The organism is Aestuariivirga sp. (assembly GCF_037139295.1).
Classification (GTDB): Bacteria; Pseudomonadota; Alphaproteobacteria; order Rhizobiales; family Aestuariivirgaceae; genus Aestuariivirga.
Map to the genome: position 1 here is coordinate 49,937 of NZ_JBAXGR010000010.1, position 16,296 is coordinate 66,232.

Consider the following 16,296-nt stretch of genomic DNA (forward strand, 5'->3'; position numbering starts at 1 on the left):
ATCAGGTTTATGAATGGCTGGGCGGCTTTTACGCCCGTTGACGGGGTGGCGGCAAACGGATTTCATCCGAGCCTGCAGAGGGGATTTTTCATGGCTGACCTGATCCGGATGACCGCCGCCCAAGTCGTCGACAGCTTGCAGCGGGGTGACATCACCCCGCTCGACTGCCTCGATGCACTGGAACGCCGGGTGGCGGAGGTGGACGGACAGGTGAATGCCCTGCCAACCCTGTGTTTCGACCGGGCCCGCAAGCACGCCCGGGCGCTGATGGAACGGCCGATCCCGGAGCGCGGCCCGCTGGCCGGCCTGCCGGTGCCGATCAAGGACCTGACGGACGTGGCCGGGGTGCGCTCGACGCAGGGCTCCCCCATCTTCAAGGACAGGATCGCCGAAACCTCCGATCTGGTCGTGACCCATCTAGAGGGCAGGGGCGGGGTCATCTACGCCATGTCCAACACCCCTGAATTCGGGGCCGGCGCCCACACCTTCAACGAGGTCTTCGGCGTCACCCGCAACCCCTGGAATACCGCCCTGTCGGCCTCGGGCTCCTCCGGCGGGGCCGCTGTGGCGCTGGCGACCGGCATGGCCTGGGTGGCGCATGGCTCCGACCTGGGCGGTTCGCTGCGCAACCCGGCCAGCTTCTGCGGCGTGGTCGGCATGCGGCCCTCGCCTGGCCGGGTGGCTGCGAGCGTGTTTTCAAAGATCGACTCGACCCTGGGCGTGGAAGGCCCCATGGCCCGCAATGTCGAGGATCTGGCGCTCCTGTTTGACGCCATGGTGGGCGAGGAGCCGGCGGACCCGCTGTCGCTCCCGTCCGACGGCACATCCTTTCTCAAGGCCGCGCGCTCAGGCTGGAAGCCGAGGCGTGTGGCGGTCTCCCGCGACCTTGGCCTGCCGCCGGTCGATCCGCGCGTGGCTGATCTCGTCATGGCCGCCGCCCGCAAGCTCGAGGCCGAGGGCGTCATCGTCGAGGAAGCCCATCCGGACCTGCGCGAAACGCGGGAATGCGCCCAGACGCTGCGTGCCCTGTCCTATGCCAACATGAAGCCCTTGCTGGACACGCACCGCGATCTCCTGAAGCCCGAGGTGGTGTGGAACATCGAGAAGGGGCTGAAGATCACCGGCGCCGAGATCGCCCGGGCGGAGGCGCAGCGCGGCGAAATGTTCCGGCGCATGCGCACCTTCTTCGATACCTATGACCTGTTGCTCTGCCCCACCACCATCGTGCCGCCCTTCCCGGTGGAGCAGCGCTACGTTGCGGAATGTGATGGCGTGAAGCTCGATACCTATGTCGACTGGCTGATGATCGTCCACGCCATTACGTTGACAGCCAGCCCCGCCATCTCCATCCCCTGCGGCTTCACGGCGGACCACTTGCCGGTGGGCCTGCAGGTCGTGGCGCCCGGGCGTGGCGAGGCCAAGCTGCTGGCCGGTGCCCGCTTCATCGAGCAGGTGCTGGGTCTGGGCGCCATCACGCCCATCGACCCCAGAACTTGACCTAACAACAGCCGAACGTCATCTGGCGGCTCCCCACCAATCCCGATAGTTTCCACGTCAGGAGAACAAGACGCCATGCGCGGCCTGATGCAGGATTTTCCATTGCTCGTTCACCGCGTGCTCGATCACGCGGCGCGCTGGCATGGCACCCGGCCGATTCTGTCGCGATCCGTTGAAGGCCCGTTGCACCGCACCGACTATGCGACTGTCAATCGACGTTCCCGTGCGCTGGCGTCTGCCTGTGAGAAGCAGCTGGGTCTCTCCATGGGATCGGTCATTGCGACCATGGCCTGGAACACTTGGCGGCACCTCGAGATCTGGTATGGCGTGATGGGCATGGGCGGCATCGTCCATACGTTGAACCCGCGGCTCTTCACCGACCAGCTCGGCTACATCGTGAACCATGCCGAGGATCAGTGGATATTTACTGACCTGACCTTCGTGCCGCTGCTGGAAAAGCTGCAGGAGCAGATCCCCAATGTGACGGGCTTCGTTATCCTTACGGATGAAGCGCATATGCCCGAGACCACGCTGCGCAATCCCGTCTGCTACGAGACCCTGATCGCCAGCGGCGATGAGGAGCATGTCTGGCCGGAGTTTGATGAGAACACCGCCTGTGGCATGTGCTACACCAGCGGCACCACGGGCCATCCCAAGGGCGTTCTGTACTCCCACCGCTCCAACGTGCTGCACGGGTTGATGTGTGCGCTGGGCGATGCCATGGCGATCAAGAGCGTCGATGTGGCCATGCCGGTCGTTCCGATGTTCCATGCCAATGCCTGGTCGCTGGCCTTCTCCGCGCCGATCGGTGGTGCCGCATTGGTGATGCCGGGCCTGAAGCTCGACGGCGCGTCGATCTACGAGATGCTCACCGAAGGCCGCGTCACCATCACCGCCGCAGTGCCCACCGTGTGGCTGATGCTGCTGCAGTATCTCGAACTGAATCCGCAGCTGCGGCTGCCGCATCTCAACCGCGTGGTGATTGGCGGTTCCGCCTGCCCGGAATCGATCATGAAGGCCTTCGTCGAAACCTATGGCAGTGACGTGATCCATGCCTGGGGCATGACGGAGATGAGCCCCATCGGCTCGCTCGGTGTGGCAACGGGCGAGACGACGTCGCTTTCTTCCGAGGACTGGTGGACGGTGAAGCTGAAGCAGGGCCGACCGCCCTTCATGGTGGACATGAAGATCACCGATGATGACGGCAAGGCGCTGGCGCATGACGGCACGACCTTCGGACGACTGAAGGTGAAGGGCCCTTCCGTTGCGCGCAGCTATTACAAGGGTGAAGGCGAGAACGCCTTCGATGCTGACGGCTGGTTCGACACAGGCGACGTCGCCACGATTGATAGATATGGCTTCATGCAGATCACCGACCGCGCGAAGGACGTGATCAAGTCCGGCGGTGAGTGGATTTCCTCCATTGATCTCGAGAACATCGCGCTGGGCTGCCCGGGCGTGCATGAGGCCGCAGCCATCGGCCTGCCGCACCCGCGCTGGGATGAGCGTCCGCTGCTGGTCATCGTGCGCCGGAAGGACGCGGCCGTAACGCGTGAGGATGTGCTGCGCCACTTGGATGGAAAGATCGTGAAATGGTGGATGCCGGACGACGTGGCCTTCGTCGATGAGATCCCCCACACCGCGACGGGCAAGATTTCCAAGTTGGAACTGCGCGCGCGCTTCAAGGACTACACGTTTCCCGGCACCTAGAAGATCGCCGGTTCGTCTGTCGGCCCGCCGAAATCACTCCTGAGAAAATCGAAGTCGCAGCCTTCGTCCGCCTGCCCGATATGCTGGGCGAACATGAAGCCGTAGCCACGTTCGAAGCGCGGAGCAGGGGGCTTCAGGCGTGATTTGCGCCGCTGAAGTTCCACGTCGTCCACGTCGAGCGTGATGGACCGGGCGGCAACGTCCACCGTGATGATGTCCCCTGTCGCCACCAGCGCCAATGGGCCGCCGACGTAAGACTCAGGTGACACATGCAGGATGCAGGCGCCATAGCTCGTGCCGCTCATGCGGGCGTCGGAAATCCGCAACATATCGCGCACGCCCTGCTTCACCAGTTTCTTCGGGATCGGCAGCATGCCCCATTCCGGCATGCCGGGGCCACCGATTGGCCCGGCGTTGCGCAAGACAAGAATGTGATCGGGTGTCACGTCGAAATCGTCGCGGTCGATCACCGCCTTCATTGACGGGTAATCGTCGAACACGATGGCGGGGCCTGAATGCTGGCGCAAATGCGGCGCGCAGGCTGAAGGCTTGATGACGCATCCCCGCGGCGCGAGGTTGCCCTGCAGAACTGCAAGTGCACCCTCAGGGTAGATCGCAGTTTCGATGGAGCGGATGACGTCAGTGTTGTGCACCTTCACACCGTCAAGTTCCTCCGCCCAGCGTTTGCCAGACACGGTGACCTGCTCGAGGTCGAGCAACGGTGCGATCTCCTTCATCAGCGCCTTGAGGCCGCCGGCGTAGTAGAAATCTTCCATCAGATATGTGTCGCCACTTGGCCGCACATTGGCGATCACCGGAACGATGCGGCTCGCTGCGTCGAAGTCATCGAGCGTGATGTGGTGCCCGGCGCGTCTTGCCATCGCGATCATATGGATCACTGCATTGGTCGAGCAACCCATGGCCATCGCCACGCGGATCGCGTTCTCGAAGGACGCCCGCGTCATGATGTCGGACGGTTTGAGGTCCTCCCACACCATCTCCACGATGCGCCGCCCGGCGGCGGCGCACATGCGCATGTGATTGACGTCGTCAGCGGGGATGGATGAGGTGCCCGGCAGCGTCATGCCGAGCACGTCGGCGATGGCCGTCATGGTGGAAGCCGTGCCCATGGTCATGCAGTGGCCATGGCTGCGCGCGATGCCGCCTTCGATAGCGCTCCACTCGGCGTCCGAGATGTTGCCGGCGCGACGTTCGTCCCAGAACTTCCATGCATCGCTGCCGGAGCCCAGCACCTTGCCGTTCCAGTTGCCGCGCAGCATCGGGCCAGCGGGAACATAGATGGCGGGAACCCCCGCGCTGGTGGCCCCCATCAGCAGCCCTGGCGTGGTCTTGTCGCAGCCGCCCATCAGCACTACGCCGTCCAGGGGGTGAGAGCGGATCAGCTCCTCCACCTCCATGGCCAGCAGGTTGCGGTAGAGCATCGTGGTGGGCTTCACGAAGTTCTCGGCGAGCGACAGTGCGGGAAGCTCGATCGGGAAGCCGCCCGCCTGATAGACGCCGCGCTTCACATCCTCCGCCCGCTCGCGGAAATGCGCGTGGCAGGGGTTGATGCCAGACCAGGTGTTGATGATGGCGATGCAGGGCTTTCCGGCCCAGTCTTCCTTGGCATAGCCCATCTGCATGAGGCGCGAGCGGTGGCCGAATCCGCGCAGGTCGTGGGGCGCGAACCAGCGGGCGCTGCGGAGATCTTCGGGTGTCTTGCGGGCCATCGTCAGGTCGCCTCGTAGATGCCGTCCACCTTGCGGAGCTTGCCCTGTTCCACGAGGTGATCGAGATGCGCGGTGGTGGAGAGTGCTGCCGCGCCATGGAGCTTGGGGTCCACGTCGGCATAGATCGACGCCACGATCTCACCCACGCTGCGTGCGCCCTGCGCAACGCGCGCGCGGATTGCCTCCTCGCGCATGCGGCGGTGCGCGAGATAGCCGCGCACCAGCGGCAGCGGGTCGCGCTTCGAGGGGCCATGGCCCGGGTGGTAGACCTGATCGTCACGGTCGAGCAACTTCCGGAGCGAGGCGAAGTACTGACCCATGTCACCATCGGGCGGGGCGATCACGCTCGTTGCCCAGGCCATCACATGGTCGCCGGCGAACAGCGCCTGTTCCTCCTTCAGGGCGAAGCACATGTGGTTCGACATGTGGCCGGGCGTGAACAGCGCTTCCAGCGTCCAGCCGGGACCGCTCACGGCATCTCCGTCCACAAGCCGCTGGTCCGGCACGAAGTCATGGTCGATCGAGGCATCGAGCCGGAGCCCCGAAGAGGGCGGCGCCTCCACCGCACCAAAGGCGAGGGTGATTGCCCCGGTCGCTGCCATCAGCCGCTTTGCCAGCGGTGAATGATCGGCGTGTGAATGGGTGACGAGGATGTGGGTCACGGTCTCGCCCTTCACCGCGTCGAGAAGTGCTGCCAGGTGCGCGTCGTCATCCGGCCCCGGGTCGATCACTGCCACCTGGCCTGAGCCGACGATGTAGCTGTTGGTGCCCTTGAAGGTATAGGGGCTCGGATTGTTCACCAGCACGCGACGGACGAGGGGGGAGACGCGGTCGGCGTTGCCGGGCGTCACGTCAAAGTTGCGGTCGAATTGCAAGTCCGTCATGCGATCAGTTGCGGCGCAGGGTGGCCAACTCTATAAGCGGTGCCAGTTTTTTCTTCAAACAGGGTAGGGGTGAACGATCATGAATGCCAGCCTTCTTTCCGACCGCCTGTGGCCGCAGACGGGCCTTGCGCGCAATGTCGTGCTCGCCGTTGTGGGTTCGCTCGTCGTCGCCGCAGCGGCGCAAGTCAACGTACCGATGATCCCCGTGCCGATGACGTTGCAGACGCTCGCCGTGCTGATGATTGGCGCTGCCTATGGCTCGCGTCTGGGTGCGGCCACCCTGGCGCTCTATGCGCTGGAAGGTGCCATCGGGCTTCCGGTCTTCGCCGAGTTCAAGTCGGGCGTCATGCTGGCGAGCTTCGGCTACGTTTTGGGCTTCATTGCCGCCGCCTGGGTGGTGGGTTACCTCGCCGAGCGCGGCTGGGACCGGTCGGTCCCCAAGATGTTCGCCGCCATGCTGCTGGGCGCGGCCGTCCTCTATGTGCCGGGCCTGATCTGGCTGTCGGGCTTCATCGGTGTCGAGAAGGCCATCCAGTATGGCCTCATGCCCTTCCTAGCGGGTGATCTTGTGAAAGCTGCGGTGGCCGCCCTCGGCTTTCCTGCCGCCTGGGCGCTGCTCGGCCGCCGCTGAGCCCCGTTTCGAAAAAACAACGGCGCGGAACCCTGCGGTTCCGCGCCGTTTTCAATTGGTCGGAGTGAGAGGATTCGAACCTCCGACCCCCTGCTCCCGAAGCAGGTGCGCTACCAGGCTGCGCTACACTCCGTCATAGGCTCGGCGCGGCTTATAGCCATGCTTTTCGGGCTAGGCAAGCACTGTTCGGCTGGCTATACGGGCCTCTTCTGCTGGGGCGTCGCCAAGCGGTAAGGCAGCGGATTTTGATTCCGCCATTCGGAGGTTCGATCCCTCCCGCCCCAGCCATTTATTCCAATTTGGAATTGATATTCCTGATTGTTTGAGATAGCCCCCTGGCATGTCCGGGGCCATCAGCGCCTGCAGATGTCCCTGAAGTGGTGTGCGGGCTCGCTGGTGCTTGGCGAAAGTTTCTCGCGTGAATAATCCCGGTCGTGGTCATCCTGCCCCAAGCGGGCCCTGCTAGCCTGTCAGCAAACTGACGGCCTTTCGGTCGGCCTCGATGAAGGCCACCAATTCCTTTGCCTCATCGGTGAAGAGTTGCAGCTTGGTCGTATCCAGAGGCTCTGTGAGGAGTTGCATCAAAAGCAGGTCTTCGCCCTCGGCGAAGCCTGGTCCCATGCCGCAGAAGAAGAAACCGAGGCCGCGGGCGGTTGCGATGAGCAGTGGCAGGCCGGGGTCCGCCACCCGACAGGAGAGTTGCACCGAGCACGCACCGAGCGAGCGTACGTCAGCCAGCGCCTGGGTAAGCTCGATGATGCAATTTCTGCCGATCTCCTGAAAGCGGATGACACCATAGCCACGGTCGTTGACGCCGATCCGCGTTGTCGACGTCGCGGGCGTCGGCTCGGACTTTGCGGGCGCAGCCACCTCCGCTCCCAGGCAGGAGTAGATATGCTGCAGCCTGTCTGCATAGGGGCCAGCATCCTGCAGCGCGCGGGTCGCCGCTGGCTGCACGAACCGGAAGGTGCGCAAGTAGCTCTGGCGCTGGCCGGCAGTGGGGCAGGCGATGTCCTTGGGCCGGAAGCTCTCAGGGTTGGCGCCCAGCAGCACCGCGCAGACCGGCATTCCGGCATGCACGTCGTTGCGTTGCGAGAAGGTGTGGATGGTGAGGGGTTCGGCGTAGATACCGAGCAACCCATGTTTTGGCGCCTCTTCAGACAGGCGGTCCGTCATGCGTTCGAGGAGGTGGTGGCCACGGAATGTGGACAGCACCACGGCCTCACCGCGTTCGGCGACGATGGCTCCGGCTTCGCGCTCCAGCGCCAAGTGCCCGATCACCTCGCCTTCCGCACTGCGTGCCACCACGGGGATGATCTCGCCCGCCTCCACCCGCGCCCAGTAGCGCCTGGGAGAGAACACGTCGGAGTGTACATAGTGGTGGCCATAGACGGTGAGGAAGCAACGCGCGATGCCGGGCGCATCAGCCTTGCGTGCGAGTTCGACCACGATGTCGTCTGCGCCTGCCGCTGTCGCCACGTTGGTGGGCACGGGTTCCGGCGGCTGCATGTCGCGTGGCTCGAGAAGGCTGCGATGTAGCAGGATTTCCCAGCCGTCGATACCACTCTCGCGACAAGAGATGCCGGCTCCCTGCGGCAGGCGGCGACCCAGCGAGCTGACGACCTGCGCAAAGCGTGTATGGCCCTTGAGCAGGAGTCTGGCGCGCACCTCATCATGCTGCACGTGAAGGCTGACATGGACACGCTCATTGGCGTCCCCAATGGCTGAGAGCGCCTGCCAGGTTGCGGCGCAATCGGCTGCGATGAAGCTGGCGCTGGCCGCCGGAATGCCCTCCGCCAGAGCCACCTCGCGCACGAAGGTACGCAAGACCTCTTCATGCGACGTACCGAGCGTCAGCTGGAGTTCACAGGGCCGCGCCGGCATTGCATGTGTCATGTGTGGGAAAATCCTGACGAGCTTGTCTGAACTTATACGGGCGCGTGCATGTGCCACGCGCCCGATAAGCTGAAGTCCCTGGTCCTTACCCTTTTTCAGGAAAAGGAGCTGCTCACTCGTTGTAGGCTGCTCGCGCAGCCAGTTTACGTGAGCCGGATCCGCAATCCGCTCAGGTCCACCGAGGCCATGAAGCCAACCTGCTTGCCGGAAACCTCAAGCTCGACGCCGCGTGAATTGCGCAACCGTGCCACGGAGCCGCCGCCGGCTGCCGCAAGCCCAGCGCCGATCGCCGAATAGGTGCCCGCGATGTCGCTGGCGCGGCGCAGGTGGCGCACGCGGCCCACGAAGTCGGCCGACGCGATGCCGATGGTGGCGCCCAGGCTGATGCCGCCGATGCTGAGGGGGTATTTCCGGCCGTTGAAGGATAGCGTGCCGGTGCCGCCACCCACGCCGACGATGAGGCCCGCCCGCGTGATGCGGAACGAGATGCGCCCGGAATTGCCGGCCGCCGCCGAGGCTTCCGCTGCGCCCACCGCGAGGGGGGCGAGCAACAGCGCGCCCAGCCCACCGAGGAGTTGCCGGCGCGTGGTGTCGATCTGTGTTTCGGTATCTTCTGGAAGATTGATCATCGTCATCGTCTGTCCCTCCGCCTTTGCTTAGAACAACCTGATGTTGCCCGAAACCGGGGCTTTCGGCAATTGCCCTGGCGGACCGCCGATATCAGTGGCCGAACAGAGCGTAACCCGTCGGGTTGTCGGGCAAAACCCAGTTGAAGCCTTCGAGGAAGACGATCATCACCGCGTTGATGGCCACGATTGCCAGAAAGGCGAGGCCTATGACAGATGAGAGCCGGTCTCCCATGCTGTTCTTGTCCGGCGCTTCCGGAAGTGCCGCAGGCGCCATGATGCCGAGGAGCGCAGTGAACAGGATGACCACGCAGAAGGTGACGAAGGCCCAGCTGTAGAGATGCAGGCCGAGCACCGCCCCGCCATAGCCCTGGTCGCCCGGGAGGATGTGCAACATGATCTGGCGCGAGGCGAAGACCGCACCCAAAAAAGCGCCGAGCGTAGCGAGCCCTAGGTCCTGCACATAGCGGTCCCAGGTCAGCACGCCGCGCTGCGCCTGGCGGATGATCCACACGGCACCCAGCGTGCTCAGGATCATCGCATAGCGCTGCAGCATGCAGAGCGGGCAAGGAAGCTCGCCACCCACGAACTGCAGCAGAAGGGAAATGCCGATCACCGCCGTATAGGCAACGATCCACAGGTTGATGCACCAGAACACGAGCCGCGGCAGCATCGCTTTCATCAGAAGCTAAGCCCCAGCGATGATGTGACGTGGAAGCGGAACAGCCCGATCATCAGGAGGAGTGTTCCAAACCAGCAGGTCAGCACCAGCCAGCGCGGCGCGCCCCGCCACATGGCAAGCGCGATGAAGAACAGGAGAAAGAGGATGATGATGTCCATGCCGCCCCGCAGATATCGCCAGAAACGATCTATCCCGATCCTGCCACGGCGGGCGGGATCGGGATAGCTGTATCTTCAGTGAGGGCAGATGGAGGCGGAGTTCACTCCGCCGCTTCGATCACCGTGCCGCGCTTCTGGCCGGCCAGCGGAATGCCGAAGGCCTTGGAGCTTGCCAGCGTGATCGAACGCAGGTCCTCAGGCTCGATGTTGCGCACGTCGGTCTTGCCGGTGCAGCGCGCCATGATCGAGGCTTCCGCCGACATGGCGTTAATGATCGAGGCCGCGCCATCGGCGCGCTCGGCTTCCGTGCGGTCGCCGAAGAAGGCGATGCCGCTTGGGCTCATCTCGCCGCCCAATGCCATGGCCACCGTCAGGCCGATGGCGCCTGCCTTGGCACCAAGGCCAATGAGCTTGGCCACGTCGGTGCCCGAGCGCACGCCGCCGAAGTAGACGAAGTCGATGTCTTCCTCGCGGTTCATTTTGCGGACGATGCGCATGGCATCGCGCAACACGCTGAAGTCGGGGTAGGACTTGAGCTCTGGCCATTCAGCCGCGATGCCGGACGAACCGTCGAGCAGCATCACGTCGAGGTCATGCTCGAGCGCAAAGGGAATGGCCTTCTCGAGGTCTTCCGAGCGGGCCACGAGGCCGGTGATCATGCCCGGCTGCTTGACAATCTTGAAGGCGTGGAAGCCCTTGGGCTGAACATAGACCTGGCCCACGGCACCCGGGTTGGGCGTGTCGCCCGGCTCGAGCAGCTGCAGCCACGGCGCCTTGCTGTGCGGCAGCGGCTCGCGCGTGAGATAGGCAGAGCCGACGGTGGCCAGTGCCTGGCCGAGGCCGGCGCGCGCTTCTGCCGGAAGCCCGTCGATGCCGGCGGCAATCACCGGAATCTCAAGCTTCACCGAACCTGCAATGTCGGTCGCCGTGTTGCAGGCATCGCGATAGGGGTCGATCACGAGGCGCGACAGGTTGGCGGGCAGCAGCACCAGGTCGTCGAAGGACGCATGGTGGTTCTCGGGGAAGGGGTTGGCCTTGGGCTTCAGCCGCTTCTCGAGGATTGCCGCCTGCGTGCGAATGTCCGTCACCGGCGTGCGGGCCATTACGAAGATGTCCTCGCGCGTCTTCACCGAGTAGTCCGAAGATCCCGTCTCGGCATCGCAGCGATAGCAGCGCGCGGCCTCTTCCTTGGCCGTCACGTCGTTGTAGGTGGTCTCGATCTCGGGGAAGGCGGAAGGATTGGCGCCCAGACCGTTGAACGCCTGGTCGCGGCGCGGGAAGACTTCCCAGTTGATGTCCTGCGCGGCCGGAACACGGCGGGTGCGATAGGGCGTGCGGTAGGGCAGCGGCTCGGCGATGCCGTCGAGGAACGACTTCACGTAATGCGCGGCGCGGTGGCCGTGCATCATGGCCATCACGATGGTGGAGCCGCCAAAGGCGCCGTCGCCTGCGGCGAACACCTTCGGGTCCTCGGTGCGCATGGAGTTCCAGTCGGTCTTCACGCGGTCGCCTGCCATCAGGCCGTGTGTATCGAGTTCGGCGGATTCGGCCTTCTGGCCCACGGCCATGATCACCATGCCGCAGTCGATGTCGCGCTCGGAGCCGGTAACCGTCTCGGGCTTCCTCCGGCCATCGGGGCCGGGCTGGCCCATGCGCGTCTCAACGCAGAGCAGGGCGATGGCACCGTTCCTGTCGATCACTTCCACGGGCTGGGTGTTGTAGATGATCTCGATGTTCTCGAGGATGGCCTGGTGAAGCTCTTCCTTGCGGGCCGGAATTTCTTTCGGTCCGCGGCGGTAGACGACCTTCACCTCCTTGACGCCCGGCATGCGCAGTGCAGCGCGGCAGGCGTCCATGGCAACGTCGCCGCCGCCAACAACGATCACCTTCTCCGGCAGCGTCGGGCGCTCGCCCGCATTGATGCGGCGCAGGAAGCCCACACCGTCGATCACGTTCTTGCTGGTCTCGCCGGGGATGCCCATGGGCTTGCCCCACCACGAGCCGATGGTGATCAGCACCGCCGCGTGGCGCTGCTTCAACTCATCCAGCGTCACGTCCTTGCCCAGCGTCACGCCGCAATGCAGGTGAATGCCCGGGCAGTGCTTGAACAGGCGCTTCATGTCCTCGGCGATGATGTCGGGCGGCAGGCGGAAACCGGGAATGCCCCACACCATCATGCCGCCGGGCTTGTCCATCATTTCGTAGATGTGCACTTCGAAGCCCGCTTCGGCGAGGTCCTGCGCTGCAGTGAGGCCGGCGGGGCCGGCGCCGATGATGCCGACCGTCTCCTTGCGGGTGACCTTCACCGGCGGCAGATGATGGTCGTTGCCGAGCTTGTCCATCACGTAGCGTTTGAGGTTGCGGATGGCCAGGGGACCGTCGCTTTCAGTGCGGCGGCAGGCGGGCTCGCAGGGCGCATCACACACGCGGCCGCAGATCGAGGAGAAGGGGTTGGTCGCGGTGATGGCCTCGAAGGCCTCGGCGAACTTCTCTTCCCAGATATAGCCGATGTAGGACGGCGCGTCGGTGCCGACCGGGCACGCCACCTGGCAGGGGGCGGGCACGAAGTGCGGGTCTTGCACATCATCGCGTGCCGGCGCCTTGGGCGGGCGCACACGGTTGATGTCGTACACGGTGATGACGTTCGTGCTCATCGTCTTGATCCTAACGTGGATGCCGTCTCAGGACGCCTTTAGGAGGCCCTGGTCGCGCTCGCGATATTCGGGGTGATAGGGAAGCCTCGTGATGGCAGCCGCCTCGGGCGTCAGCGCCACGAGGTCGTCACGCGTCACCTGATGCGGGTTGCTGTAGCCCATCGCATGGGTGATGGCGGCAATCTGCCAGCGCACCGACTCGAGGAAGTGGTGAATGTTGCGGGCTTCGACCGGAACATTATAGCGCTTCTCGTGCTCGGGGTCCTGCGTGGCGATGCCCGTCACACAGGTGCCGGCATGGCACTGCAGGCAGGCGATGCAGCCGCCTGCGATGATGGCGGACGTGCCCATCGCCACGGCATGTGCACCAAGGGCCAGCGCCTTGATGGTGTCGATGCCGTCCTTGATGCCGCCCATCAGGATGACGGGCATGTCGAGGCCGCCCACTTCGGTGAGCGCATCGCGCGCTTCCTGGATGGCGGAGAGCGTCGGGATGCCGACGAATTCGAGAACCTCGTTGCCGGCAGCGCCCGTCGAGCCCTGCATGCCGTCGAGTTCCACGAAGTCGAAGCCGTCCTTCCACGCGATCTTGATGTCGTCGCGCACGCGGCCAGCACCCAGCTTCACCGAAACGGGCACGCGATAGCCGGTGGCCTCGCGGAATTCCTCGACCTTGATGACGAGGTCGTCAGCGCCCAGCACGTCCGGGTGGCGCGAGGGCGAGCGCAGGTCGATGCCAGCGGGAATGCCGCGGATGCGGGCGATTTCCGGCGTCACCTTCTTGGCCATCAGCTGGCCGCCCAAGCCCGGCTTCGCACCCTGGCTGATATAGATCTCGAGGCCATTGGCCTTCTGCATGTCGTGGATGTTCCAGCCGAGGCGGCCGGCGAGGCACTGGTAGATCAGCTGGTCGGCCTCTTCGCGCTGTTCCTTCGACATGCCGCCTTCGCCCGTGTTCTCCGAAATGCCGGAGAGGCGCGAGGCGATGGCGAGTGCGAGCTTGGCGGATTTTGACAGCGCGCCATAGGACATGGGCGCAATCATCACCGGCATCGAAAGCTTCAGCGGGCTGGCGCCAGAACGGCCGCCCACTTCCGTCTTCATCTCGACCTTGGACAACACGTCCGGATCGGTCATCGCGCCGATGCGGATGTCCTTCTTGAAGGCGATGTCGGAAAGGTGCGGCATGGGTCGCGAGGCGCCATAGCCGCGGATGCGGTAGCGGCCGATCTGCGACTTGACGTGGATGTCTTCCTGGACCTTGGCGTTCCAGTAGGAATTGTCCGCAAAGCTCTCGAAGAAGGGAATGGCGCGGCGGCGCGGCTCGGTCTTGGGGTAGCGCAGCTTCTTGCCGGCGTTGACGATCTTCTGGAAGGTGCCGGTGAAGGGGATCTTGTACTTGTCGAGGAAGGCGAGGATATCGTCGCGTTCCTTCTGGGGCAGGTCGATGAGCATCGCGTCGGTGCCCATCTCGCCGATCGAGCCTGCGACATAGATGTCGCCGCCAGTCATGTCCTGACCGACCTTCTCGCCCGAGTTGCCGAGGATGACCAGACGGCCGCCATACATCATGTAGCCAGCCATGAAGCTGGCATTGCCGCAGGTGAGCAGTGTACCGGCCTTCATCACCTGGCCCGCGCGCGAGCCGATGTTGCCCTTGACCACGATTTCGGCGCCGCGAATGGCAACGCCCGGAATGGCGGAGGCATTGCCGTCCACCACGATCGAGCCGTTGAGCATGTTGTCGCCAACACCCCAGCCGACATTGTTATCGACGTGGAAGCGCGGGCCATCCGTCAGGCCGCCGCAGAAATAACCCGCAGAACCCTTGATATGCACGTTGATCGGATGCGTGAGGCCAACACCGATGTGGTGGCGCGCGTCAGGGTTCAGCACCTCGACGTCGATGCCGTCTGCGCCATATTTGCGCAGCAGTTCGTTGGCTTCGCGGACGGTCGTTACGCTGAGATCGATCGTTGCCATGTGTCGTAGGTTCCGGGAGCGGGTTCAGATGTGTTGAGGGCGCGGCCGGGGAAGAGGCGGTTCAGCGACACTTCCTCGGAGGCAATGGCGATGATCTTGTCGTCTTCGTACTTGACCATCGGCTTGGCCGCGAGCTTGTCCTTGGCATAGCCGATCTCGTCCTTGGTCGAGACGAGGAAGGAGAAGGTGCCGTCGAGGTCTTCGATCGAGGTCTTCAGCGCGTCCTTCAGGCTGAAGCCGTGCTTCAGCTTGTCGGCGAGGTAGACGGCGATCAGCTCGCTGTCATTGTCGGTGTTGAAGAAGTAACCGCGCTTCTCCAGCCTCCGGCGCATCTTGTAGTAATTGGTGATCTGGCCGTTGTGGACGATCGAGATGTCGGAGAAGCCGGTGGCCCAGAACGGGTGGGTGGCTTCCGGCGCCACGTCCGACTCGGTGGCCAGGCGCACGTGGCCGATACCATGCGTGCCCTTGAAGTTCTCGATCTTGTAGACATTGTCGACGTCATGGGCGCCGCCCAGGTCCTTGATGATGTCAAGGCTCTCGCCGATCGAGGAAAGCTTGGCGGCATGCTCCATCTCGAAGGCGAATTTCTGCAGGTCGCCGTCGAATTTGACGAGCACCGCGAAGGACGAGCCGCGCTGCTCCTCTTCCACGATCTTGGCCTGAAACTCGGTGAGCTTGGTCTTCACGCGCTCGATGGCCTTCGCCGCCACCTCGCCATCGCCGACGATGAAGCGCAACCGCAGGTGGCCCGGCACCGGGTCACGGTACAGCGAGAAGCCCGTGGAATCGGGTCCGCGGTGCTGGCAGGCGTCGAGCATGTCGATCAGCGCCTTGCCGACGCCTGAATCCGCAGCAGCGCTACTCTTGTAGAGAATTCCAGCGATTCCACACATGGCGGGGGCTCCGTCTTCGTTCAGAACACAGTTGATTCCGCACCCTAAGGCAACTGGCTGCGACTCTGCAATACCGGAGGCAACTTTTTTTCCCCCAATGAAAGAGTTTTCCCGGTCAAATTTCAGGCAACGACCGCCGGGTCGTCACCCTCCCCGCGTCGGGAACAGGAAGGTCATGCCAAAGCGGGCGCCCCAGCCTGACGGGCCCGTCTCGTCCGGAGAAATCGCCCAATAGCGGGCGCCCACGAAGAAACTGATGGGCTGCCTGTCGATGGTGACCAGTTTGGCGACCACGGCGTTGAAGGGGACAGCCCACTGCTCGGTATTCCAGTTATAGGTGGATTCCGTGTTGAACGAGAAGGTCCAAGCATCCGGCGTTGTATAGGCGACGAAGGGCTGGAAAAAGGCCTGGTTGATGTCCGGCTCGTCCGGATTGCCGGCGAAGGACCATATCTGGTTGGCGAGTATGCCGACTGTCCACGGCCCGCCCTGCCACAGGGCGACGCCTGTGGGGCCCGCCCCCCACTTGTCGAGACCGAGAAGGTCATCCGTGGCGGTGGGCAGCAACATGACGGGGCCGGCGCCCCAGATGATGCCATTCATCGGTCTGGCCGGAGAGAAGAACAGGCTCTGCAGGGTATTGCCGAGGCCAAACTGCGAGCCGGCACCGGGGAAAATGTGGGTCTGGCTGGTGATCGGCAGAATGGTGCGCGAGATCACGTTCCAGTCGTCATTGAGCTTGATCGGGATGACCGGTTGAAAATTGACCAAGGTCTGGCTTCCGTCGCCCGCCGGACCGATGCCCTGATTGTAGTTGCCCTGGAAGGGCACGCTGATGAGGTCGGCAATCGGATTGGACAGTTGCTTTGCGAGGTTCTCGGTTTCATCCGCAAACGCGGGGCACGCCCCGATAGCGGCAACAACCGCGAAAGCAGCCGCAAACAAATAT

General features: G+C 64.0%; 13 protein-coding genes and 2 tRNA genes. 4 read left to right on the top strand and 11 right to left on the bottom strand.

Annotated elements, in window-relative coordinates:
• Positions 1 to 90 precede the first annotated feature (90 nt).
• Both WCJ41_RS05230 and WCJ41_RS05235 read left to right on the top strand, forming a co-directional pair.
• Positions 91 to 1,497, top strand: a complete 1,407-nt coding sequence (locus WCJ41_RS05230; protein WP_336904782.1) for an amidase family protein — start codon at positions 91 to 93, stop codon at positions 1,495 to 1,497.
• 75 nt (positions 1,498 to 1,572) lie between these two features.
• A complete protein-coding gene (locus tag WCJ41_RS05235; RefSeq protein WP_336904783.1) occupies positions 1,573 to 3,207 on the top strand; it encodes a long-chain-fatty-acid--CoA ligase in 1,635 nt (544 codons plus the stop codon).
• Here the strand turns inward: WCJ41_RS05235 and araD are convergent.
• Both araD and WCJ41_RS05245 read right to left on the bottom strand, forming a co-directional pair.
• A complete protein-coding gene (gene araD, locus WCJ41_RS05240) occupies positions 3,204 to 4,937 on the bottom strand; it encodes an L-arabinonate dehydratase (RefSeq protein WP_336904784.1) in 1,734 nt (577 codons plus the stop codon). The two genes, WCJ41_RS05235 and araD, sit on opposite strands and share 4 nt — an antisense overlap.
• A 2-nt stretch (positions 4,938 to 4,939) precedes the next feature.
• Positions 4,940 to 5,821 carry an MBL fold metallo-hydrolase gene (locus WCJ41_RS05245; protein ID WP_336904785.1) on the bottom strand — a complete coding sequence of 294 codons (882 nt, stop codon included), beginning with the start codon at positions 5,819 to 5,821 and terminating at the stop codon, positions 4,940 to 4,942.
• 79 nt (positions 5,822 to 5,900) lie between these two features.
• Here WCJ41_RS05245 and WCJ41_RS05250 point away from each other — a divergent pair, with 79 nt between their 5' ends.
• A complete protein-coding gene (locus WCJ41_RS05250; protein WP_336904786.1) occupies positions 5,901 to 6,452 on the top strand; it encodes a biotin transporter BioY in 552 nt (183 codons plus the stop codon).
• Between the two features lie 56 nt (positions 6,453 to 6,508).
• Here the strand turns inward: WCJ41_RS05250 and WCJ41_RS05255 are convergent.
• Positions 6,509 to 6,585: transfer RNA gene (locus WCJ41_RS05255), tRNA-Pro, on the bottom strand.
• Positions 6,586 to 6,665: 80 nt separating this feature from the next.
• Between WCJ41_RS05255 and WCJ41_RS05260 the strand changes: the two genes are divergently transcribed.
• Positions 6,666 to 6,740 (top strand) — tRNA-Gln (locus WCJ41_RS05260).
• Between the two features lie 174 nt (positions 6,741 to 6,914).
• Here the strand turns inward: WCJ41_RS05260 and WCJ41_RS05265 are convergent.
• From WCJ41_RS05265 to WCJ41_RS05300, 8 genes are all read right to left on the bottom strand, one after another.
• Positions 6,915 to 8,348, bottom strand: coding sequence for a hypothetical protein (locus tag WCJ41_RS05265; RefSeq protein ID WP_336904787.1), 1,434 nt, complete (start codon positions 8,346 to 8,348; stop codon positions 6,915 to 6,917).
• A 143-nt stretch (positions 8,349 to 8,491) separates the two neighbouring features.
• Positions 8,492 to 8,983: a hypothetical protein gene (locus WCJ41_RS05270; RefSeq protein ID WP_336904788.1), complete on the bottom strand. Its 492-nt coding sequence runs from the start codon at positions 8,981 to 8,983 to the stop codon at positions 8,492 to 8,494.
• An 85-nt stretch (positions 8,984 to 9,068) separates the two neighbouring features.
• Positions 9,069 to 9,647, bottom strand: coding sequence for a disulfide bond formation protein B (locus WCJ41_RS05275; protein WP_336904789.1), 579 nt, complete (start codon positions 9,645 to 9,647; stop codon positions 9,069 to 9,071).
• An 8-nt stretch (positions 9,648 to 9,655) separates the two neighbouring features.
• A complete protein-coding gene (locus WCJ41_RS05280; protein WP_336904790.1) occupies positions 9,656 to 9,814 on the bottom strand; it encodes a DUF5993 family protein in 159 nt (52 codons plus the stop codon).
• 101 nt (positions 9,815 to 9,915) lie between these two features.
• Complete coding sequence (locus tag WCJ41_RS05285) at positions 9,916 to 12,468, bottom strand: FAD-dependent oxidoreductase (protein WP_336904791.1); 2,553 nt, start codon at positions 12,466 to 12,468, stop codon at positions 9,916 to 9,918.
• A gap of 27 nt (positions 12,469 to 12,495) precedes the next feature.
• Positions 12,496 to 14,451 (bottom strand): glutamate synthase-related protein, encoded by a 1,956-nt coding sequence (locus WCJ41_RS05290; protein WP_336904792.1) that lies wholly within the window; start codon positions 14,449 to 14,451, stop codon positions 12,496 to 12,498.
• Positions 14,427 to 15,347 carry a class II glutamine amidotransferase gene (locus WCJ41_RS05295; protein ID WP_336904793.1) on the bottom strand — a complete coding sequence of 307 codons (921 nt, stop codon included), beginning with the start codon at positions 15,345 to 15,347 and terminating at the stop codon, positions 14,427 to 14,429. The genes WCJ41_RS05290 and WCJ41_RS05295 overlap by 25 nt, the downstream gene beginning before the upstream one ends.
• 144 nt (positions 15,348 to 15,491) lie before the next feature.
• Complete coding sequence (locus WCJ41_RS05300; RefSeq protein ID WP_336904797.1) at positions 15,492 to 16,292, bottom strand: transporter; 801 nt, start codon at positions 16,290 to 16,292, stop codon at positions 15,492 to 15,494.
• Positions 16,293 to 16,296 lie beyond the last annotated feature (4 nt).